Annotated in this window: 17 protein-coding genes; 15 read left to right on the top strand and 2 right to left on the bottom strand. The window is 69.7% G+C overall.

Annotated features, from left to right (window positions below; genetic code table 11):
* Positions 1 to 5 precede the first annotated feature (5 nt).
* The 11 genes from WAF18_RS14540 to WAF18_RS14590 all read left to right on the top strand — a co-directional run bounded on the left by WAF18_RS14540 (position 6) and on the right by WAF18_RS14590 (position 14831).
* A complete protein-coding gene (locus WAF18_RS14540; protein ID WP_337245730.1) occupies positions 6 to 197 on the top strand; it encodes a DUF2065 family protein in 192 nt (63 codons plus the stop codon).
* Between the two features lie 241 nt (positions 198 to 438).
* Positions 439 to 1731 carry an adenylosuccinate synthase gene (locus WAF18_RS14545; RefSeq protein ID WP_337245731.1) on the top strand — a complete coding sequence of 431 codons (1293 nt, stop codon included), beginning with the start codon at positions 439 to 441 and terminating at the stop codon, positions 1729 to 1731.
* A 182-nt stretch (positions 1732 to 1913) separates the two neighbouring features.
* Positions 1914 to 2969 carry a hypothetical protein gene (locus WAF18_RS14550; RefSeq protein WP_337245732.1) on the top strand — a complete coding sequence of 352 codons (1056 nt, stop codon included), beginning with the start codon at positions 1914 to 1916 and terminating at the stop codon, positions 2967 to 2969.
* Positions 2970 to 3011: 42 nt separating this feature from the next.
* Positions 3012 to 3722, top strand: coding sequence for an RNA polymerase sigma factor (locus WAF18_RS14555; RefSeq protein WP_337245733.1), 711 nt, complete (start codon positions 3012 to 3014; stop codon positions 3720 to 3722).
* Positions 3715 to 4869 (top strand): FecR domain-containing protein, encoded by a 1155-nt coding sequence (locus tag WAF18_RS14560; RefSeq protein ID WP_337245734.1) that lies wholly within the window; start codon positions 3715 to 3717, stop codon positions 4867 to 4869. Before WAF18_RS14555 ends, WAF18_RS14560 begins: the two co-directional genes overlap by 8 nt.
* A gap of 133 nt (positions 4870 to 5002) precedes the next feature.
* On the top strand, positions 5003 to 7264 hold the full coding sequence (locus tag WAF18_RS14565; RefSeq protein WP_337245735.1) for a TonB-dependent receptor: 2262 nt from the start codon (positions 5003 to 5005) through the stop codon (positions 7262 to 7264).
* A 124-nt stretch (positions 7265 to 7388) separates the two neighbouring features.
* Positions 7389 to 9506: a TonB-dependent receptor gene (locus WAF18_RS14570; RefSeq protein ID WP_337245736.1), complete on the top strand. Its 2118-nt coding sequence runs from the start codon at positions 7389 to 7391 to the stop codon at positions 9504 to 9506.
* Positions 9507 to 9559: 53 nt separating this feature from the next.
* Entirely contained in the window at positions 9560 to 11710 is a 2151-nt protein-coding gene (locus WAF18_RS14575; protein ID WP_337245737.1) for a prolyl oligopeptidase family serine peptidase, read from the top strand.
* A gap of 412 nt (positions 11711 to 12122) precedes the next feature.
* Complete coding sequence (locus WAF18_RS14580; RefSeq protein WP_337245767.1) at positions 12123 to 12824, top strand: EAL domain-containing protein; 702 nt, start codon at positions 12123 to 12125, stop codon at positions 12822 to 12824.
* Positions 12825 to 12984: 160 nt separating this feature from the next.
* On the top strand, positions 12985 to 13425 hold the full coding sequence (locus tag WAF18_RS14585; protein ID WP_337245738.1) for a DUF2231 domain-containing protein: 441 nt from the start codon (positions 12985 to 12987) through the stop codon (positions 13423 to 13425).
* Positions 13422 to 14831 (top strand): sorbosone dehydrogenase family protein, encoded by a 1410-nt coding sequence (locus WAF18_RS14590; RefSeq protein WP_337245739.1) that lies wholly within the window; start codon positions 13422 to 13424, stop codon positions 14829 to 14831. Before WAF18_RS14585 ends, WAF18_RS14590 begins: the two co-directional genes overlap by 4 nt.
* 74 nt (positions 14832 to 14905) lie before the next feature.
* Here the strand turns inward: WAF18_RS14590 and WAF18_RS14595 are convergent, their stop codons facing one another.
* Entirely contained in the window at positions 14906 to 15307 is a 402-nt protein-coding gene (locus WAF18_RS14595; protein WP_337245740.1) for a RidA family protein, read from the bottom strand.
* A gap of 124 nt (positions 15308 to 15431) precedes the next feature.
* Here WAF18_RS14595 and WAF18_RS14600 point away from each other — a divergent pair, with 124 nt between their 5' ends.
* The 4 genes from WAF18_RS14600 (at position 15432) to WAF18_RS14615 (ending at position 19199) form a co-directional block, all read left to right on the top strand.
* Complete coding sequence (locus WAF18_RS14600) at positions 15432 to 16358, top strand: LysR substrate-binding domain-containing protein (protein WP_337245741.1); 927 nt, start codon at positions 15432 to 15434, stop codon at positions 16356 to 16358.
* Between the two features lie 555 nt (positions 16359 to 16913).
* A complete protein-coding gene (locus WAF18_RS14605; RefSeq protein WP_337245742.1) occupies positions 16914 to 17681 on the top strand; it encodes a histidine phosphatase family protein in 768 nt (255 codons plus the stop codon).
* Positions 17678 to 18574: an NAD(P)H-hydrate dehydratase gene (locus WAF18_RS14610; RefSeq protein ID WP_337245743.1), complete on the top strand. Its 897-nt coding sequence runs from the start codon at positions 17678 to 17680 to the stop codon at positions 18572 to 18574. The genes WAF18_RS14605 and WAF18_RS14610 overlap by 4 nt, the downstream gene beginning before the upstream one ends.
* 292 nt (positions 18575 to 18866) lie before the next feature.
* Entirely contained in the window at positions 18867 to 19199 is a 333-nt protein-coding gene (locus WAF18_RS14615; protein WP_337245744.1) for a hypothetical protein, read from the top strand.
* A gap of 400 nt (positions 19200 to 19599) precedes the next feature.
* Here WAF18_RS14615 and WAF18_RS14620 read toward each other — a convergent pair whose 3' ends face one another.
* A complete protein-coding gene (locus tag WAF18_RS14620; protein WP_337245745.1) occupies positions 19600 to 20991 on the bottom strand; it encodes an NAD-dependent succinate-semialdehyde dehydrogenase in 1392 nt (463 codons plus the stop codon).
* Positions 20992 to 21283: the final 292 nt, after the last annotated feature.

Raw genomic sequence — 21283 nt, forward strand, 5'->3', positions numbered from 1 at the left:
CGTCGATGTCGCAGTTGTGGGCGGCACTGTGCCTGGTGGCGGTGATCGAGGGCCTGATCCTCTTCGTCGCCCCGGGCCTGTGGAAGCGCACCGCAGCCCAGATGCTGGCGATGTCGTCGGGCGCGCTGCGGCGCGTGGGCGGTGTGATCCTGCTGTTGGGCGTGACAGCCCTGGTGCTGGTGCGCGGCGCGGGCTAGAAGCGCTCGCGCGCGGTGGATGAATCCCGGCCTGCATCCGGGGTGGCCCCGCGCGACGAAAACCCGGAGAATGCACAAAAGCCGGCAGGCGGCCCTCGCAAGGGCGCGGTTGCCGGCTTTTTCCGTGTCCGGGTCCGGCGCGGTGGACGGCGCCCCGATGGCGCGGTCCGCAGCGGCGCGTCGGTCCAGGTGCGGACCCACCCAGCGGCCCCGATGGCCGCATGCAACAGGAGTCATCAAGATGGGTCAGTCAGTCGTGGTGCTCGGCGCTCAGTGGGGCGACGAAGGCAAGGGCAAGATCGTCGACCTGCTCACGCAGGACATCGGCGCCGTGGTGCGCTTCCAGGGCGGCCACAACGCCGGCCATACGCTGGTCATCGGCGGCAAGAAGACCGTTCTCCACCTCATTCCCTCGGGCATCCTGCGCGACGATGCGCTGTGCCTGATCGGCAACGGCGTGGTGCTCAGCCCCGCGGCGTTGATCAAGGAGATCGGCGAGCTCGAGGCGGCCGGCATCGAGGTCCGCTCGCGGCTGAAGATCAGCCCGGCCACGCCGCTGATCATGCCTTACCACATCGCCCTGGATCAGGCCCGCGAGAAGGCCGCCGGCGGCAAGGCCATTGGCACCACCGGCCGCGGCATCGGCCCGGCGTACGAGGACAAGGTCGCGCGCCGCGGCATTCGCGTCGCCGATCTGCACTATCCCAAGCAGCTCGAGGACCAGCTGCGCACCGCGCTCGACTATCACAACTTCGTGCTGACCCGGTACCTGGGCGTGGACGCGGTGGATTTCCAGAAGACCTACGACGAAGCGCTGGCCTTCGGCGAATACGTCGAGCCGATGAAGTCCGACGTCGCCGGCATCCTGCACGACCTGCGCAAGCAGGGCAGCAAGGTGCTGTTCGAGGGCGCGCAGGGCGCGCTGCTCGACATCGACCACGGCACCTATCCCTACGTCACCAGCTCCAACACCACCGTCGGCGGCGCGCTGGCCGGCACCGGTGTGGGCGCGGACGCGATCGACTACGTGCTGGGCATCGCCAAGGCCTACGCCACGCGCGTGGGCGGCGGCCCGTTCCCGACCGAGCTCGATGACGAGATCGGGCAGGGCATCCGCGATCGCGGCCAGGAATACGGGGCCTCGACCGGCCGCCCGCGCCGCTGCGGCTGGATGGACATCGTCGCGCTCAAGCGTGCGGTCGCCATCAACGGCATCTCCGGGCTGTGCATCACCAAGCTCGACGTGCTCGACGGCATGGAGAAGCTCAAGGTCTGCATTGCCTACGAGTACCGCGGCAAGCGCACCGAGTACGCCCCGCTCGACGCTGCCGGCTGGGACGAGTGCACGCCGGTGTATCTCGAGTTCCCGGGCTGGGAAGAGACCACCCACGGCATCACCGAGTGGGACGACCTGCCGCCCGCCGCCCGCGCCTATCTGCGCGCGCTCGAGGAGCTGGCCGGCTGCCCGATCAGCATCGTCAGCACCGGTCCCGACCGGGCGCACACGATGGTGCTGCAGGACCCGTTCGCCTAATCGCGGACGCGGCATGACCGACACGGCCCGGCATGTCCGGGCCGTGTCGTATCCGGGCGCAGCGTGCAGTCGCCTGGCGGGCAGGCGCCCGGTACGCGACGGGCTTGCGCGCAGCGACGCCCGAGGCAACGATGCGGCAGGCCCGCCGGTTCCGGCGGCCATCGTCTGCTGCCGAGATCGCCATGCGCCTGTTCCCCGCCGTCCTCGCCATCGCCGCCGCCCTGTGTGCAGGCTGCCAGGCCGACGCGAAAGATCTGCCGCTGCCGTCGTTCGGCATTGACCTGTCGCATCCCGACAATCCCTATCTGGTCACGCCGGTCGAAGGCCATGTCGTGCTGCTCGACGGACGCCAGGTTGCGCTGCCCTACGGCAGCAGTTCGGGCACGTGGGGCCAGTCGGGAAAAGGCGCCGGCGAGGACCGCGGCATTCCGGTGGGCGCGCAGATCGTCTACTACGCCCGGTACGACGACACCTTCTACCGCCTGGACGCGGCCTTCCCGCGCGCGTTGATGGAAACGCTGGCTTACCGGGCCTATCCCAACAACGAGTCCGATTCCAGCGAGCAGCCGCTCCAGCCCTATATCGACGTACGCCAGGTGCGGGACTACGCGCGGCAGTTCAATCGCTTCGGCATGAGTTACTACCCGATGCGCGGGCTGGTGTTCGGCTTCGCGCCCGAGGGCCTGGTCGCAGTCTGGGTGCGCTACGGCGCCCAGCAGGTTCAGGTCGGGACGTTCCGGGCCCAGCCGGTCGAGGACGACGCGCGCTACGCGGACGCGTTGTTTTCGACCATCTCGGTGACGCGCGCGCAGATGCGGGCCCAGGTGATGCCTGACGCCTCGGCCCGTCCGTGGCTGGACTACCAGCAGCGCTACGACTGGGCCCCGGTGTTTGAGCCGCCCAGTTCCGACGCCGAGCTCTATCAGGTCATCACCGAGTACTTCAACGGCGAGCGCGAGATCATGCTGCGTCCCTGGGTGGGGCAGGGGATCGCCCAGTCGCGCGCGGTACCCCGGGAGATGACCCTGTACTGGCGCTCGCCCAGCGGCAATACGCTCGAGACCGCGGTGCGATTCGACTGGGCCGCGTTGAACCGGCTGTTCGCCGCCCAGCCCGGCGCCCGTGCGCTGCGTTTCGTCGATGACGGCCACGGCGGCCTGGACGTCAGACTGGGCGATGTCGCCGTGCCGACGCTGCACCTGGATTCGGCGCGCAGCGGGTTCACGTTCAAGCCCTGAGCGGGCCCGTCGCGGCAGGCGGACGACAGGCGCACGCGCCGATTGTCCGCAGCCGCGCGGCTTGCCATGATGCGGGCGAGGGTTCATCGGTTTGCCGGATGCAGGCCACGCATTTCACTTTTGCAGGGCTGGTTCGTCCAGGCATCCATGGAGTCCGTCCGTCACCCGATCGACCGCTTGCCCGAGCCCGACGCGCCCGCCGTGCCGGCGCCGGCGGGCCGGCCTGCGCCCGGCACGCTCGACGCCGCCGAACTCGTGCGCAACCTCAACACGACCCTGGTCCGCTCGCTGCAGCACCGACTGGGGTCCTATGAGGACGCGCGCGAGGTCGCGCAGGAGGCCTATGCCCGGCTGCTGCATCTGGGCAATGCCCAGGTGGTCAGTTTCCAGCGCGCGCTGCTGTTCAAGATCGCGCAGAACCTGGCCACCGACCTGTTGCGGCGACGCGCCTACACCGAGCTTCCCGAGCCGGACGGGCTGGAGCTGTGGCCCGACCCGGGCACCGATCCCGAGCGTTCCGCGCGCGCCCGGCGGGTGGTGGAGCGGCTGCCCGACGTGCTCGCTGAGCTGCCGGAGAAGTGCGCCGAGGCCTTCCGCCTGGTGCGGATGGAGCAATGCAGTTTCAAGGAAGCGGGGGAACGTCTGAACCTCACCGACCGGATGGTGCGAATCCATGTCGCGCGTGCCCTGGCGCTGTGCCAGCTGCGCTTCGACGAACTCAGGGACGATGCGGAGGGCGATGACCATGCATGACGCCACTGCCGCGCGCCGCGCCCAGGCGCTCGAAGAGGCCGCGACCTGGCTCATCCGGCTGGGCGAGCACGACCTGAGCGACGCCGACGTCGACGCCTGGAATGCCTGGATGGAGGCCTCGCCCCTGCATGCGCAGGCCTTCGCCGATATCGATCTGCTCTGGGAAGCCGCCGCGGAGGTCGACCCCGGCCGCGTCCAGGCCGTGCGTGAGGCGCAGGCGCCCCGCGTCGCCCCGGGTGCGGGCGATGACGCGGCGCGCGCCGCGATCACGCCGGCGGTCACCGAGGCCACGTTCCGGCCACGGTCGTCGGTGCGCACGGCGCACGCGGCTCGCCGTGGTCGCCGCACCGGCGCCTGGGCGGCGCTGGCCGCCAGCGTCGCCGCGGTCGCCGTGGCCGTGGGCCTGTGGCGCGCCGATGCGCCCAACGTCGGGCCCGAAATGCACCTCGTTGCCGCCGTCGGCACACCGCGACAGACGACGCTTGCCGATGGCTCGCGCATCGATCTCGATGCCGGCAGCGAGATTGTCGTGCAGTACAGCAGCCAGCGGCGGCAGGTGGAGCTGGTCCGCGGGCAGGCCTATTTTTCAGTCGCCAAGGATCCGGCGCGGCCGTTCGAGGTCCGCGCCGGAGGTGCGATGGCGCAGGCACTGGGCACGCGATTCGTGGTCGCGCGCCGGGCCGAAGGCGAGCGCGTCTCGGTCACCGAGGGCCGCGTGCAGGTGACCGACCTCCGCGTCGACGGCGGTGCGGCGCACCAGGTGGTGCAGTTGACGGCCAACCAGAGCACGACCCTGGTCGAGGACGGGCCGCTGCTGGCGCCGGTGGCGCACGAGCCCGCGTCGACCCTGTCCTGGCTCGATGGCAATGTGACCTATCGGCGTGAATCGTTGCGCAACGTGGTCGCCGATCTCAATCGCTATTCCTCGCGCCCAATCGTCCTGCAGGACGAGGCCATGGCGCGGATGCAGGTGACCGGGCGCTGGCAGACAGGCGACCTGGATGCCTGGCTCGACAGCGTCGCCCGCGCGCTGTCGCTGCGGGTCGTACGCGATGGCGAGCGGATCGTGCTGACCCGCTCGGGGCCCGCGCCGCGCGCGTCCGATCAAAGCGGCGCGGATGCGCCGACCGCACGGGGGCTGCAATGACCGGGAGACGCTTGAGAGCTTGAGCGCATACCGTCGCCGGGCGGCATCCTGCGTTCCCCGCGCTCTGCGGTCGGGGGCGGGCGCGCGATGGCTGTTGTCGGCGTTGGCCGCGGTCTCGTTGTGGTCCGGCCCGGTGCGCGCCGTCGAACCGCCGGCCGCGCGGACCGTCTTCGACCTACCGCCGCAGGCGCTCGAAGATGCGTTGATCCAGTTCTCCGAGCAGTCGGGCCGGCAGTTCGTGGCGATCGGCGATCTGCGCGCCGCCCCCAGAACGCCCCGAGTGCAGGGCGCGATGGACGATCGTGACGCATTGCGGCGCTTGCTCGCCGGCAGCGGTTTCGATTTCCGGGTCAGCGAGGACGGCGTCGTCGCCATCGCCCCGGCGATCGCCGCGCCGCCGCGCACGCCCGCAACGCCGCAGCAGTCGGCCGCGGCGCAGAGTCGCACACCGGTCGACATGGGCAAGGTGCAGGTGACCGCCCGGCGTCGGACCGAGCGCAGCCTGGATGTCCCGCTGGCGGTGACCGCGCTGCGTGGCGCGCAGCTTGAGGCCGCTGGCGTGATGAATGCCGCCCACGCGATCGATTCGGTGCCCGGTGCATCGACGGTCGATGTCGGCGGCGGTTTCACCCAGGTGCAGATCCGCGGCGTGTCGAGTTCGCTGGGCGGCAACGACAATGGCTACTACCTCGACGAGATCCCGTTCACCGGCGTCACCGTGCCCTGGCACCCGGATGCGCGTGCATTCGACCTGGACCGCGTCGAGGTGCTGCGCGGCCCGCAGGGCACGCTGTTTGGCGAAGGCTCGATGGGCGGCACCGTCCGCATTCTGACCAACGCGCCGGCCTTCGACCGCGTCGCGCTGCGCGCCACTGCGGGCCTGTCGACGGTGCGCGACGGCGGCAACGGCCGAAGCGCCAAGCTGATGGCCAACCTGCCGCTGGTGGCCGAGCGCCTGGCGTTGCGTGCGGTGGCCACCGACGAATCGCTGCCCGGCTGGGTCGACGACAGCCGTGACGGCCGCCGCGACATCAACAGCCAGCACGTGCGCACCGGCCGCTTGCGCCTGTCCGCACTGCCCACCGAGCGCTGGCGACTCGACGTCGCGCACTGGACCTTCGATTCGGACGCGCCGGGTGGCGGCTACGCGGCCGACGACGCGATGCAGACCTCGTACTTCTACAGCCGCGATGTGCGCTGGACCACGTCCAACCTGGTCAGCACCTATGAGGCCGACGCCTCGACGCTGGTCTACACGCATGCGCAGGCCGACCTCGAACAGCAGCAGGCCGGCGAGATCCTGCCGGGCACTGCCTATACCAGCGCGATCGACATCGCGCTGCAGACCGACGAACTGCGCTGGAGCTCGCGCGGACGCGGCGCGCTGTCATGGACGCTCGGTGCCTACCGGCGGCACGCAGCCCGCGCCGATGTCGCGGCGATCGGCGCCGTCGCACCCAGCCGCGCCCGGCAGACCAACGACGGCGCGGCGTACTTCGGCGAGGCGACGTTGCAACTGCCCAAACCCGAGTGGAGCGTCAATCTGGGGCTGCGCTACTTCGAGGACCGTGTGCGCGGCGCGTCGTTGACCGCCGATGCCCAGACCGGGCTCGACGAGACCTTCCACAGTTGGAATCCGCGTCTGGGCGTGTCGTGGAAGCCGGCACCGGATGCCACCGTCTACGCGAGCCTCGCCAAGGGCTTCCGCTCCGGCCAGCTGCAGCCGGTGACCTCGGTGCTGCTGGCGCAGGCGGCCGGTATCGCACTACCCACCAGGATCGACGCCGACCGCATCCTGACCAGCGAATTCGGGGCGAAGCTGCTGCTGCATGATCGGCGGGTGCTGCTCGAGACCGCGGTCTTCGACAGCCGTTGGCGCGATGTGCCCGTCCGCGTACCCGTGACCGACGTGTTCAACGGCCTGATCAATTCGGAGGGCGCGCGGATCCGCGGCGCTGAACTCGGGCTCACCGTACAGTCGCGCACCGACACCCGCTTCGAGTTCGAAGCGGCGTGGATCGATGCCGCCTATAGCGCACGCGTCGAGGGCACGACCATCGCGCCGGGCACCCCGGTCTACAACATTCCGCGGCTGACCGCTGGGGCCTCGGCCGAGCATCGCCATGCCGTGCGCGACGGCCTGCAACTCGTCACCCGCGCCGGGCTGCGCTATCACAGCGCACGCCAGGTCTCGCTGACCCAGGGCTCGCCGGGCGACGCGATTGTGTGGGCGGGCGCGCGCGTGGGGCTGGAATCGGACGCCGGCTGGAGTCTGACCCTGTACGGCGACAACCTGAGCAACGAATCGGGCGCCGACGATGCCCGCAACATCCGTGGCATGGCCACGCGACTTCGGCCGCTGACGGTGGGCGTGGAGTTCGAGACGCGCTACTGAGCCGTGCGCATGGCAGGCGCATTTCACTTTTTCTTCATTCGCTCGTCACGGCTTTTGGAAGGCCATGCACGACGCCTGGTCTTCGACGCGCACATCGCGCCCCACCGATCGCCAGGAGAGAGCCGTGACCCGTACCGCCCGCGCTTCGCATCGCCCATCCGTTCCCGTCCGCCAAGTGCTGTGCGTGGGCATTGCCACGGCCCTGCTGTTCGCCGCCAATGCGCAGGCCGACGACGCCCTCGCCACCGATGCTCAGACCGCCGACACCGCTCGGGCCACCTCGCACGATGACGCGGTCAAGGAACTGGGCAGCGTCACCGTGACCGCGCGCAAGCGCAGCGAGCGTCAGATCGACGTGCCGATCGCGATGTCGGCCATCACCGGCGAGCAGATCGATGCCTTCGGCATCAACAACGTCTCGGAGATCATCACGATGACGCCGGGTGCCGCCTCGGTCGACAACGGCGGCGGCTTCACCCAGGTGCAGATCCGCGGCGTGTCCAGCTCGTTGGGCGGCAACGACAACGGCTACTACCTCGACGAGATCCCGTTCACTGGCGTCAGCGTGCCGTGGTATCCCGAAGCGCGCTCCTGGGACATCGACCGCGTCGAGATCCTCAAGGGGCCGCAGGGCACGCTGTTTGGTGAGGGTTCGATGGGCGGCACCGTGCGCATCCTCACCCGTAAGCCCGATTTCAACACCTTCGGCGGCGCCTTCGAGGGATCGGCCTCGACCACCAAGGGCGGCAGCAACGGCTGGGGCGGCAAGGGCGTTGTGAACATTCCGCTGATCGACGACCGCCTGGCCGCGCGCGTGGCGGTCACCGACGAAAAGCTCTCGGGCTGGACCGACGACAACGTCACCGGCGACCAGGACATCAACGAGCAGCGGGTCAAGACCGGACGGGTGAAGGTGCGCTTTGCGCCGGTCGAGCAGTGGACCATGGATCTGGCGTACTGGAAGTACGAGTCCAAGGCCCCGGGCGGCGGCAATGGTGCGCTCGACGACCTGACGACCAACTCGTTCTACAGCAACAACGACGAATGGCACACCGCCAGCTTCGTGAGCACCTACGACTTCGGCGGCTCCGAGCTGTTCTATTCGTTCGCCGACGCCGAACTCGACTATGCCAACGACGGCATGCTCAATCCGACCACGACCTACGTCAGCAACATCAACCTGCAGGTGCGCACGCAGGAATTGCGCTGGTCGTCCACCGGCGACCGCCAGGTCGACTGGACCGTGGGCTACTACCTGCGCGAGGCCGAGCGCAACGACGCGTCGCAGGTCGGCGGTGCGCCGCCGAGCCAATCCAGCCAGACCAATGACGCCTACGCGGTCTTCGGCGAAGTCACGGTGAAGCTGCCCGATCCGCGCTGGGCACTGACCGGCGGCCTGCGCTACTTCAGCGACGACGTCGACGCGATCTCGGTCTCGACCACGCGCACCTCGACGCTCAACGCGAACTTCGACAGCTGGAATCCACGCGTGTCGGTGTCGTTCAAGCCCGAGCGCGATACCACGCTGTACGCCAGTGCGGCCCGCGGTTTCCGCTCCGGTCAGCTGCAGCCGATCTCCTCGATCCTGCTCGCCGAGCAGAACGGCATCGTGTTGCCGTCGACCATCGATCCCGACTCGATCACCACCTACGAGCTCGGCGCCAAGTCGCTGTTCCTCGACGGCAGCCTGCTGGTGGAGGGCGCACTGTTCTACAGCGACTGGAAGGATGTGGCGGTGCGCGTGCCGATCACCTCGACCATCAACGGCCTGACCAACTCCAAGGGCACCGAGAACAAGGGCGTCGAGTTCAACCTGGTCTACACGCCGACCGCATCGCTGATGCTGCAGCTCGGTGGCGCGATCATCGACGCCACCTACGTCGCCGACGTGCCCGGCACGCCGCTCAACAAGGGCACCGACGTCTACAACGTGCCGCGTAACAGCCTGTCGGCCTCGGCCGCGTACAGCTGGGATCTCCGCAGCGACCTGCGCGGCGTGGTGCGCTCGGGCGTGGTCCATGACTCGGCGCGCGAGACCGCGCTGACCGCGGGCTCGCCGGGCGATGCGATCACGATGCTCGATGCACGCATCGGCGTCGAAGCCGATGCCGGCTGGTCGGCCTTCCTCTACGGCGAGAACCTCACCGACGAGGATGGCGCGCTCAATGCCCGTACGACCCTGGGCGTGGCCAATCGCCTGCGGCCGCGGACCTTCGGCGTGCTGGTGCGCTACAGCTTCTGACCCGCTCCGACCGGCGCCTGCAACGGGCGCCGGTCTTCCGACAGGACGATCTCATGCCTTTCTCGCAACGGATTCACCCCGGTGCCCGGGTGCTGGCGCTCTCGGCGCTCGCGGCCCTCGCCCCGGCGATGGCACAAACCGCCGACCCGCAATGGCTGGAGCCGCCGCACGATGCCCGCGCGCTGGACTGGGCGCGGAGCAAGACCGCGGCCTCGGAAGCCGCGATCCGCGCAATGCCCGCCTATGCCCAGGTCAAGGCCGAACTGGCGGGCGCGCTCGCCACCGGCGCCGCCGAACCCGACATCACCTTGATGGGGCCGCGCGCGCTGCGCTTCTTCCGCGACGCCGCGCATCCCTACGGCCTGCTGCAACAGGCCCAGCGCGACACCGACGGCATGCCCGGTCCGTGGCGCACCGTGCTCGATGTCGGGCAACTGCGTCAGGCCGAAGGCACGCCGTTCGAGCTCCAGGCTTATGACCTGTCCAGCGCCTGTCTGGCGCCGACGTTCGCCCGTTGCCTGCTGCGGTTGTCGCCGGCGGGTGGCGACGAGGTCGAGATCCGCGAATTCGATCTGGACGCCGCACGCTTCGTCGACGATGGCTTTCGCACGCCGAAGGCGCGCGCCTTCGCCGAATGGATGGGTCCCGACCAGGTGCTCGTCGAACATACCGCCGATGGTGCGCCGAAAACGATGGCCGGCTGGCCGGCGTCGGTGCGCCTGTGGCAGCGCGGCGAACCCTTGGCGCGTGCGCGTGAGGTCTATGCCGCCCAGCCGACCGACGCGATCGTGCAGTTGTTCGCGGTCGGCGAGGGGGCGCAGCGCCGCGGTGTGATCGTGCGCGCGATTGACTACTCGACGTTCGAAGTCTTCGGCGTCGGTCAGGACGGCGCCGTCGAGCAGGCGCCGCTGCCGCGCGCGCTCAAGCCGATGGCCGTGCAGGCGCTGGTCGGCGGACAGGTGGTGGTCCAGCTCGGCGTCGATGCCACGGTCGAGGGCACTGCGTATCCCGCCGAGACGCTGCTGGCCTGGAACAGCGACCCGGCCACGAGCGGTGCGCGTGTCACCCGCATCTATACGCCGGCCGACGGCGATTACCTGGGCGGCCGCAGCGACATCGCCAGCGCACAGGGCAAGCTGGCCTTCGTGGTCAACCGGCTGCTGGTGCCGCGCGTGTTGCTGGCGACGCCAGGCGAGTCGGGCTGGCGCGTCGACGAAGCGATCGCCGGCGGTCCCGGCGATACGCTGTCGGTGCGGGGCGGCGGCAGTTCGGCCGACGACCTGATCGTGACCCGCGAAGGTTTTGTCGCACCGCGCCGGCAGTCGCTGTACCGGCCCGGACAACCGCTGCGCCTGCTGGCCGAGGACCGCAGTCTGTTCGACGGCGCCGGCTACATCACCGAGATCCGCACCGCGACCTCGCGCGACGGCACCACGGTCGACTACTGGCTGCTGCGACCCAAGACACTGGCGCCCGGTCCGCAACCGTTGTTCATGACCGGCTACGGCGCGTTCGGCATTTCCTACCGCCCCGGGTACTTCGACCACACGGTCGGCGGCCCGGCCTTCAAGCTGTGGCTCGACCGCGGCGGCTCGCTGGCGATTCCGGCGGTACGCGGCGGCGGCGAACGCGGCGAAGCCTGGCACCAGGCGGCGATCCGCACCCAGCGTCAGCGCTCCTACGACGACTTCATCGCCGTCGCCGAGCAACTGGTGTCGAGCGGCTACACGGTCCCGGCGAAGATCGGCGTGTTCGGCATGTCCAATGGCGGCCTGCTGTCGGCGACGCTGGGCACCCAGCGCCCCGACCTGTTCGGCGCGGTGGTCAGCGACGTGCCGTTGACCGACCTGATCCGGATGCGGCACATGGGCATGGGCGCGGCCTGGATCAACGAGTACGGCGATCCGGACAAGCCCGACGAGGCGGCCGCGATGCTGGCGTACTCGCCGATGCAGAACGTGCGCGACGGGGTGCGCTATCCGCCGTTCCTGGTGACGATCTCGACCGAGGACAACCGCGTCGGGCCGGGCCATGCGCGCAAGCTCGCGGCGCGGCTCTATGACGTGGGCGCGCCGGTGTACTTCCTTGAGGACGAGGAGGGCGGTCACGGCGTCAGCGACGCGTTCCGTAACCCGGACCTGATGGCCCTGCGCATGACGTTCCTGATCGACGCCTTGCTGCCTGCGGCGAACGCCACGCCCTGACGGCGCGGGGTACGAGCGCCACACGACCACGCCAGGGATCGCCTGGCGTGGTTTTTTTGCACGTGGCGCAGGCGAGGGCGCCGGTCTGGGGACCCGCCAGCGCGTTGCCCCACCCAACCCTCCCCCGCAAGCGGGGGAGGGCGACGGGGCACGTCCGGCGCTTCGATCGCTGATGTGACCCGGATTCGTGTGCGTGGGAGGGCGACAAGGACGCATAGAGACGGCGCGCGATCGCGCTGCGTGCATCGCGTAGCATGGCGGGGCTCGGGTGCACGATCGCGCCCGCGACCCACCGCAAGACCGATGGCTCGAGGGAGCGCCCGTGTACCTGCAGACCGTGTTCGGCGATGCGCGCCATCCCAATCCCTGCCGCGGCTGCGGCGCCGACGATCCGCTCGGCTTCGATGTCCGCATGGCGTTCCAGCCGATCGTGGACGCGCGCGACCGCTCGATCTTCGGCTACGAGGCGCTGGTGCGGTCGATGGACGGCGGCGGCGCGGCGTCGGTGATCGCCCAGGTGCGTCCCGAACAGCTCTACCGCTTCGACCAGACCTGCCGGGTCAAGGCGATCGAGACCGCCGCGCGGCTGGGCCTGCGCGAGCGCCTGTCGATCAACTTCTTTCTCAATGCGGTCTACGAGCCGGCGACCTGCATCCGCCTGACGCTCGCCGCCGCGCAGACCTTCGGCTTCCCGACCGACAAGCTGATCTTCGAGACCGCGGAATCGGAACAGGTCCGCGACCACGGCCACCTGACCCGGATCTTCCGCGACTATCGCAGCCGTGGCTTTCTGACCGCGATCGACGATTTCGGCGCCGGCTATGCCGGCCTGGGCTTGTTGGCGGATTTCCAGCCCGACCTGCTCAAGCTCGACATGGCGCTGGTGCGCAACGTCGACGCCGATCCCAACCGCGCCGCGATCATCGGCGGCGTGGTGCAGATTGCGCAATCGCTCGGGTGCACCGTGCTCGCCGAAGGCGTCGAGCGCGACGCCGAGTACCGCACGCTGCGGGCCTTGGGCGTGCCGTTGTTCCAGGGCTATCTGTTCGGCAAGCCGGCGCTGGAGGCGCTGGTGCCGGTGCCGGATGCCCTCTGGGCCCATCTCGAGGCCTGAGGTCCGGCGGCCGCCGCCAGGGCGCGACCAGGCTCGGTCCGCGACGGCAGGGACCATCGCATCGCGGGCGTTTCACCGGCCCTTGCCGCCGCATCGGGGAGGATGCCCGGTGCCGCGCGTGGCCCGCGCGCGACGCGTCCCGCCCTCACCGAGACCTTCCATGGACACACGCCCTGTCGTCGTGGCGCCATTGCACAGGCCGCTGCATCCCCTGCACATGCTGCTGGTCACCAGCGCATTCCCGCTGTTTCTCGGCGCGCTGATCGCCGATATCGCCTACGCGCGCAGCTACGAGATCCAGTGGACCAACTTCGCCTCCTGGCTGCTGGTCGGCGCGATGCTGTTCGCCGTCGTCGGCCTGGTCTGGGCGCTGGTCTCGCTGGCCACGCCGACCGCGCGCACACGCACCCGGTTCCTCTATGCCGGCCTGCTGGCGCTGACCTGCGTGCTGGGCTTTCTCAATTCGCTGATCCATGCAATGGACGCGTGGCAGAAGATGCCGCAGGCCCTGGTGTGGTCGACGCTGTGCGTGCTGTCGATCGCCGCGACCCTGTGGTTCGCGCTGGGCGGCACGCTGCGCCGCCGGGAGGTGGTGGCATGAACATCAGGCATTTCTCCCGATCGAAGCTCGCATTGCGGGTGCTGGTGCCGGCACTGGCGTTCGCGCTGGCGGCCTGCAACGGCACGCCGGAGGAGACCTATGTCGGCCCATCGCCCGACCTGCCCAAGCCGCAGCGCGGTCTGTTCCCGACGTTGAAGGTCTCGCTGCCGGCGCAGTGGGGCGACGAGCGCCCGCAGGTGCCCGAGGGCTACGAGATCACGCCGATCGCCGACAACCTGCAGATCCCGCGGCAGATGCTGGTGCTGCCCAACGGCGACATCCTGGTCGCCGAAGGCCGCGGTGGCCGCGCGCCCAAGCTCACGCCCAAGGACATCATCGCCGGCGTCATCAAGGGCCGCGGCAATACCCAGGTCGAGAGCGGCAACCGCATCACCTTGCTGCGCGACGGCGATGGCGATGGCGCCTACGAGAGCCGCTCGATCTTCGCTGAAGGCCTGGATGCGCCCTACGGCCTGGCGTTCGGCAACGATTCGATCTATGTCGCCACGCAGGATGCGCTGCTGCGCTTCGACTACACCCCGGGCGCCGTCAATGCCGCCGGCCCGCCGCAGGAGATCACCCGGCTGCCGGCGGCGATCAACCACCACTGGACCAAGTCGCTGGCGATCAGCCATGACGGGCGCTATCTGTTCGTGGGCATCGGCTCGGACAGCAACATCACCGAGCGGGGGCTTGCGGTGGAAGAGAACCGCGCGATGATCTGGCAGGTCGATGCGCAGACCGGTTTCCATCGTGTCTTCGCTACCGGCCTGCGCAACCCCACTGCGCTGGCGATGCAGCCGGGCATGGACCAGCTGTGGGCGGTGGTCAACGAGCGCGACGAGATCGGCGACGAACTCGTGCCCGACTATCTGACCAGCGTGCGCCCCGGCGGCTTCTATGGCTGGCCCTACAGCTACTGGGGCCAGCACGTGGACGCGCGCGTACGCCCGCAGAAGCCCGAGAAGGTCGCCAGCGCGATCGTGCCGGACTTCGCGCTCGGCTCGCACGTCGCGGCGCTGGGGCTGGCGTTCTCGTCACCCGCGATGGGCGCGCAGTTCGCCAATGGCGTGTTCGTCGGCCAGCACGGCAGTTGGAACCGCGATCCGCCGGTCGGCTACAAGGTCTCGTTCGTGCCGTTCCGCGACGGCCGCCCGTCGGGCGAGGCGATCGACTTTGCGACCGGCTTCCTCGGCCAGGACGGCAAGGCCCGCGGCCGGCCGGTGGGCGTGGCAGTGGACCCGCGCGGCGCGCTGCTGGTGGCCGACGACCTGGCCAACACCATCTGGCGGATTGTGCCGACCGGCGCCGGCGCCCGAGCCAATACGCCTGCGGCCTCTTCGGCGCCCACGGCGGCGCCACCGGCCCCTGCGCCTGCGTTGGCATCGCCGCCGCCCGCAGGCTGATCCCGGTCTTCGCATGCAACAGGACGGGCCCTGCGGGGCCCGTCCTGTTGCCTCGTCTCGCTGTGGCGTGTCGCTCAGCCAGCGGTGCGCGGGAGCCTGGCGACCACCTTGATCTCGAAATCGAAACCGGCCAGCCACGTCACGCCGACGACGGTTGCGGTCGGGAACGGCGCCTGTCCCCAGTACTCGGGCACGATCGCCCACGCCTGCTCGAACCGGGTCGCCGGATCGACAACGAAGAACGTCACATCGATCACGTCGTCGAATGTGCAACCGGCCGCGTCGAGCACCGCATTGAGGTTCTCGAACGCCCGGTGCACCTGACGCGCGAACTCCGGCTCTGGCGACCCGTCTTCGCGGCTGCCGACCTGGCCGGAGACGAACAGCAAGCCGTTGGCACGCACCGCCGGCGAGTAGCGGTGGCGCTCGTACAGCGCATGGCGGTGGGCGGGAAACACGACATCGCGTGTGGTCATGGCGGTGCACCTTCAACAAGAACAGGATGGGCACCAGTCTGGTGCCCGTCGGCGGCGGGATAAACGCGCCGCGCTGTCCAGCACTGTTCGTAGAATCCGGACAATCTCATCAATCGGACGCCCGATGGACCGTTTCGACGCGATGCAGGCCTTCGCGCGCGTGGTGGAGACCGGAAGCTTCACCAAGGCCGCGGCCACGCTGCACATGAGCCGCACCACGGTGACCCAACTGGTGCAGCAACTCGAAGCGCGGCTGCGGGTGCGACTGCTCAACCGCACCACGCGCCAGGTCAACGTGACCGCCGACGGCGCTGCCTACTACGAACGCGTGGTGCAGTTGCTGGCCGACATGGACGATGCCGAGACCAGCCTGTCGAGTGCGGCCGCTGCGCCGCGCGGGCGGCTGCGGGTGGACGTGCCCAGCCCGTTCGCACGCCTGGTGCTGGTGCCCGCGCTGCCGCAGTTCCATGCCCGCTACCCGGACATCCAGCTTGACCTTGGCGTCAGCGACCGCCGCGTCGATCTGATCGGCGAACACGTCGACTGCGTGGTGCGCGGCGGCACGATCACCGACCAGTCCCTGATCGCGCGGCACGTCGGCGACCTGCAGCTCGGGGTGTACGCCGCGCCTGCGTACCTGCAGCGCATGGGCATGCCGGCGCATCCGCGCGAACTGGAGGACAGCGCGCACCGCATCGTGGGCTTTCTGTGGGCACGCACCGGCAAGCCGCTGTCGATTGCGATGCGCCGCGGCGACGAGTCCCTGAAGGTGCAGGGGCGTTACGTGGTCGCACTGGACGACGGCAACGCCTACCTCGCCGCCGGGCTCGCCGGCCTCGGCGTGCTGTGGCTACCCGACTACATGGCCAAAGCACCGGCGGCGAGCGGCGCCCTGGTGCGCCTATTCGAGGGCTGGCAACTCGACCCGATGCCAATGCACATCGCATTCCCGCCCAACCGCCACGTCAGCGCGAAGGTTCGGGTATTCATCGACTGGGTCATCGAATTGATGGCCGAACACGCCCCCCTGGCCCGGCAACCACCCGCCTGACGCCGACCACTCGCAACATCACGCCTTCCCCGCTTGCGGGGGAGGGCCGGGGGCCTCCACCGCAAGCCACATCACTCCCTTCCCCGCTTGCGGGGAAGGGGTGGGGAGGGGGCTCCCGTCGCACGCAACATCACTCCCTCCCCCGCGTGCGGGGGAGGGCTGGGGTGGGGGCACTCGCCGCACGCGCATCACTTTCCCCGCGTGCGGAGGACCGAGTGCACGTTACTCCGAACGCCAACATGGAACTCCTCCCCAGCGTGCCGGGCAGGGCCGGAGAGGGGCGGTCGCCGCACGCAGCATCACTCCCTCCCCCGCGTGCGGGGGAGGGCCGGGGTGGGGGCACCCACCGCACGCTGCACACCCAACGCCGCACGCCCACACGCGGATTCGCGCCTCCTTGACGATTCGCTGGCGATCCTGCGGTGCCCCGCCATGGAGACCTGCATGACGATGAGCGCCTGTGGCCTTGGCCGCATCCCGATCGCAGCGCGGGCCGATCGCCTCGCGCCGGCTTCGCCTGCTGCCTGCGGCACGCGCCGCGCGGAGCGCTGACCGATGGCGCGGCTTCGACACACCGACTGGCCGGACCGGCTGTGGATCGTGCGGCATGGGCAAAGCGCCGGCAATGTCGCACGCGACGAGGCCGAACTCGCACAGACCCACCTGATCGATATCGAAACCCGCGATGCCGACACCCCGCTCTCGGACCTCGGACATCGCCAATCCAAGGCGCTGGCCGCCTGGTTTGCCGATCTGCCGGCCGACGAACGCCCCAACGTGCTGCTGACCTCGCCTTTCGTCCGCGCCCAGCAGACCATCCATGCGGTTGCCGATGCGCTGCGCATCGATCGCGCCGACATCGTCGTTGACGAGCGCCTGCGCGAAAAGGAGTTCGGCATCCTCGACCGTTACACCGTGGCCGGCATCCAGGCCACGTTCCCAGAACTGGCCGCGCAGCGCGCGCAGGTCGGCAAGTTCTACTTCCGCCCACCGGGCGGCGAAAGCTGGTGCGACGTGCTGCTGCGCCTGCGCAGCGTGACCGAGGTGTTGCGCCGCGACCATGTCGGCGAGCGCGTGCTGATCGTCGCCCATCAAGTCATCGTCAACTGCTTCCGCTACCTGCTCGAGTGCATGGACGAACAGCAGATTCTCGACATCGACCGCAAGGCCGACGTGCCCAACTGTTCCATCACCGCGTACGCGCTCGACCGCAACTGGCGCGACGCGCGCTTCGAACTGCAGGTCGCGAACTTCGCGCTGCCGGTCGAGGCGGGCGGGGCACCGGTCACCGACGCGGCCGACACCCCGGCCGGACCGAAATGACCCGGCGCGCGCCGCGTCGTCCGGCCATCCGCCGGCTGACCGCGCCGCTGCTGCGCGCCTGGCCATTGCCGGACCCGTCGAGCGGCGAGAGCAAGGAGGACCGCGGTCGGGTGCTGACGATTGGCGGCAGCGTGCAGATCCCCGGCGCTGTGCTGCTGGCTGGCCTGGCCGCATTGCGCGCCGGCGCCGGCAAGCTGCAGGTCGCCACCGTCGCCGAGGCCGCGCTGCCGCTGGCGATCGCGATGCCTGAAGCCAAGGTCATCGGCGTGCCGGGCACACGCCAAGGCGCGATCCGCGACCTCGGCCGCGAGGCCACCGCCGCTGCCCGCAGCACAGGCGCGGTGCTGGTGGGGCCTGGCATGGACTGCACCACGGCCACGCGACGCGTCGTCGCTGCAGTGCTCGATGCAGCTGCCTGCCCGGTCGTACTCGACGCCGGCGCCTTGCAGTCCGAGGTCGTGCGCACACTGCGGCGACGGGCAGGCCAGCGCGCGACGATCATGACCCCGCATATCGGCGAAATGGCCGGCATGCTGGACATCGACGCCGACGCGATTTCCGCCGACGCGCAGGCCATCGCCCGCGACCATGCGCGCGACTGGGGCGTGGTGCTGGTGCTCAAAGGCCCGACCACGACCATCGCCGCGCCCGATGGGCGCATGTGGCTCAATACCGCCGGCAGCGCGGGCCTGGGCACCTCGGGCTCGGGCGATGTGCTTGCCGGCCTCATCGCCGGTCTCGTCGCACGCGGCGCGGCGCCCGAGCAGGCCGCCGCCTGGGGGGTGTACCTGCACGCACGCGCCGGCGCCCGGCTCTCGCGCCGGCTGGGCCTGGTCGGCTTCCTCGCCCGCGAAATCGGCGACGAGGTTCCCGCGCTGATGCAGCGGCTGTAACCAGGCGGAAAAGAGGGCGCAGTCGTCGCTGTCGCGCGATGCCGCCCGACGACGATCCCGGCCGCTTGTCGCCACCGTTTCGGCAGCGCAACTCAGCACAGCCGACGGGCCGGAATCAGCATCGGACCGATGGGCCTGGCCAAGGGCCGACTGCAGTCTGGACACGTCGGGCGACAGGTCAGGGCACCGCAACACCGCACACGTCGCATGCACGCCATGCGCGGAGTGGGATGCCCGCTGCTTCACCGCCGCGACGCGACGACACGCAGCCCATCCAGCCAGGAGCAAGCCAATGCCGATCATCGACACCGGAAAGAAGGCCACCACCGCCAGCAACAGCGCGATCAGCGCGCTGCACAGCGAGAAGCAGAAAGGCATCGCGAAGTGGAAGTCGTACCTCGACCCGAGGAACACCAATCCGGACCTGTATGTCCTGGCCGGCGCCTACGTCGTGCGCCTGGATCGGTTCGACCCGAAGACCTACAACGGCCCGGGCACGGTCTACGAGGACAAGAGCGGCCACTACTACGGCGAAATCGTGCCGCCGAGCGACCAGGGCGACGACGACATCCCCCCGCAGCCCAGCCGCGGCATGCCGCCGTCTTCGGACGACGAAGACGACTGAGGCACTCGCTCCACGCAAGCGGAGGAGAGCCGCAGAAGGGGCACGCCACGCCTGCACTCGCCTCACCCCCGCATCGCATGCTCCGCTCCCTCCCCCGCACGCGGGGGAGGGCCGGGGTGGGGGCGAGCCGCACACGCACTCACCTCAACACCCACCACCACGCCCTTCGCTTCGCTCCCTCCGCCGCACGCGGGGGAGGGCCGGGGAGGGGGCCAGCCGCACACGCACCCGCCTCAACACCCACCACCACGCGCTTCGCTTCGCTCTCTCCCCCGCACGCGGGGGAGGACTGGGGAGGGGGCAAGCCGCACACGCACTCACCTCACACCCAACCACCGCGCGCTTCGCTTTGCTCCCTCCCCCGCACGCGGGGGAGGGCTGGGGTGGGGGCGAGCGCGCCTCAGAACGACCCGTGGATGTCTGTCACCACCACGACCTTCTCGTTGACGAACTCGGTCAATCCCAGATCGATCAACTCATGGCCGTAACCTGAGTTCTTGACGCCGCCGAACGGAATATCCGCCTTCACGCCGGTGGGCTGGTTGATGTAAACCATGCCGGTCTCCAGCCGCGCCGCCACGCGCTTGGCGCGCTCGGTGTCCTGGCTGAAGACCGAACCGCCCAGGCCGTACGGCGAATCGTTCGCCAGCTTGATCGCCTCGTCCTCGTCGGCGACGCAGTAGACCTGGCTCACCGGCCCGAAGAACTCGGTGCGGTAGGCCGGATTGTCGGCGGTGATGCCGGTCAGCAGCGTCGGCTGATAGAACGCGCCCTGCGTGGGCACCGGCGCGCCCAGCGTCTCGGCCTTCGCGCCATTGGCAATGGCTTCCTCGACCTGCCGCGCCAGCCCGTCGCGTGCGCCTTGCGATGACAGCGGCGCCAGCGTCGTGGCCGGATCCATCGGGTCGCCGGCCTTCAGCGCAGCCACGCCAGCGCGGTAGTGCTCGAGGAATTGGTCGTACACCGGCGCCTCGACGATGATGCGCTTGGACGACACACACACTTGGCCGGCGTTCCAGTGACGGCCGAACACTGCCCACTTCGCGGCCTGCGCGACATCCGCGTCCGACAACACGATGAATGCATCGGCGCCGCCCAGTTCCAGCGTGCTCTTCTTCATGTACTTGCCCGCCAGCGCCGCCACCGCCGAGCCTGCACGCTCGCTGCCGGTCAGTGCCACGCCACGCACGCGCGGGTCGGCGACCACGCGCTCGACGTTGTCGTGCGAGACGAACAGGTTGGTCAGCAGCCCGTCCGGCGCGCCGGCATCGCGGAACAACTGCTCCATCGCCAGCGCCGACTGCGGCACATTGGCCGCATGCTTGAGCACGATCGCATTGCCTGCGGTCGCCTGCGGCGCGGTGATGCGGATCACCTGGTAGAACGGGAAGTTCCACGGCTCCACCGCGAACAACACGCCCAGCGGCTCCTTGACCAGTTGCACGTCGGTCTCGCCGAAGCCCTCGGCGGGCAGGTAGCGCGGGCCCATCGCCTTGGCGCCGTGCTGGACGTAGTAGTCGAGAATCTTCGCGCACAGCTCGACTTCCGCCTCGGCCTCGCCGATCAACTTGCCCATCTCCAGGGTCAGGATCTGTGCGAACTCGCGTGGCTTGGCACGCAACAGCTCGGCGGCGCGGCGCAATACCTGCGCACGCTGCTCGAACGAGGTCTCGCGCCAGCGCAGGAACGCGGCGTGCGCGCGGCCCACGGCCGCGTCGATCTCCGCAGGCGTGGCCTCCTCGAACGTCTTGACGGTCTCGCCGGTGTAGGGATTGGTGGTCGCAAATGCCATGGGTGTCTCCTTCGCAGGGATGGGCAGCTCGTGGACACAAAGCAGGGTGAGCTGTCCAAGGAGACCCTGCGTCGGCGGCGTCGCGATGCAAGCGGCTGCGTCCGGTCACCAGCACGTTGGGGCGCGACAGCCGTGCGGCAATGCGACACGATGCCGCGGGTGCAGAACGATGCGTGCCGCACGCAGACGTGACGTGGACACGGTTGTTTGCACCACACGGCCGCCATCGCGTGCCGGCTGCGTGCCGGCTGCGTGCCGGTGCCCTACGATGCCCGCCCGTTCGTCCGCTGCC

It is taken from the genome of Luteimonas sp. gir (assembly GCF_037198055.1).
In the GTDB taxonomy this organism is placed as follows: domain Bacteria; phylum Pseudomonadota; class Gammaproteobacteria; order Xanthomonadales; family Xanthomonadaceae; genus Luteimonas; species Luteimonas citri_A.

Coding starts and splice junctions, on each gene's coding strand:
- WAF18_RS14575 (WP_337245737.1), top strand. CDS start 9,560: ATGCCTTTCTCGCAACGGATTCACCCCGGTGCCCGGGTGCTGGCGCTC.
- WAF18_RS14545 (WP_337245731.1), top strand. CDS start 439: ATGGGTCAGTCAGTCGTGGTGCTCGGCGCTCAGTGGGGCGACGAAGGC.
- WAF18_RS14595 (WP_337245740.1), bottom strand. CDS start 15,307: ATGACCACACGCGATGTCGTGTTTCCCGCCCACCGCCATGCGCTGTAC.
- WAF18_RS14580 (WP_337245767.1), top strand. CDS start 12,123: ATGGCGTTCCAGCCGATCGTGGACGCGCGCGACCGCTCGATCTTCGGC.
- WAF18_RS14605 (WP_337245742.1), top strand. CDS start 16,914: ATGGCGCGGCTTCGACACACCGACTGGCCGGACCGGCTGTGGATCGTG.
- WAF18_RS14610 (WP_337245743.1), top strand. CDS start 17,678: ATGACCCGGCGCGCGCCGCGTCGTCCGGCCATCCGCCGGCTGACCGCG.
- WAF18_RS14550 (WP_337245732.1), top strand. CDS start 1,914: ATGCGCCTGTTCCCCGCCGTCCTCGCCATCGCCGCCGCCCTGTGTGCA.
- WAF18_RS14540 (WP_337245730.1), top strand. CDS start 6: ATGTCGCAGTTGTGGGCGGCACTGTGCCTGGTGGCGGTGATCGAGGGC.
- WAF18_RS14600 (WP_337245741.1), top strand. CDS start 15,432: ATGGACCGTTTCGACGCGATGCAGGCCTTCGCGCGCGTGGTGGAGACC.
- WAF18_RS14615 (WP_337245744.1), top strand. CDS start 18,867: ATGCCGATCATCGACACCGGAAAGAAGGCCACCACCGCCAGCAACAGC.
- WAF18_RS14620 (WP_337245745.1), bottom strand. CDS start 20,991: ATGGCATTTGCGACCACCAATCCCTACACCGGCGAGACCGTCAAGACG.
- WAF18_RS14590 (WP_337245739.1), top strand. CDS start 13,422: ATGAACATCAGGCATTTCTCCCGATCGAAGCTCGCATTGCGGGTGCTG.
- WAF18_RS14560 (WP_337245734.1), top strand. CDS start 3,715: ATGCATGACGCCACTGCCGCGCGCCGCGCCCAGGCGCTCGAAGAGGCC.
- WAF18_RS14585 (WP_337245738.1), top strand. CDS start 12,985: ATGGACACACGCCCTGTCGTCGTGGCGCCATTGCACAGGCCGCTGCAT.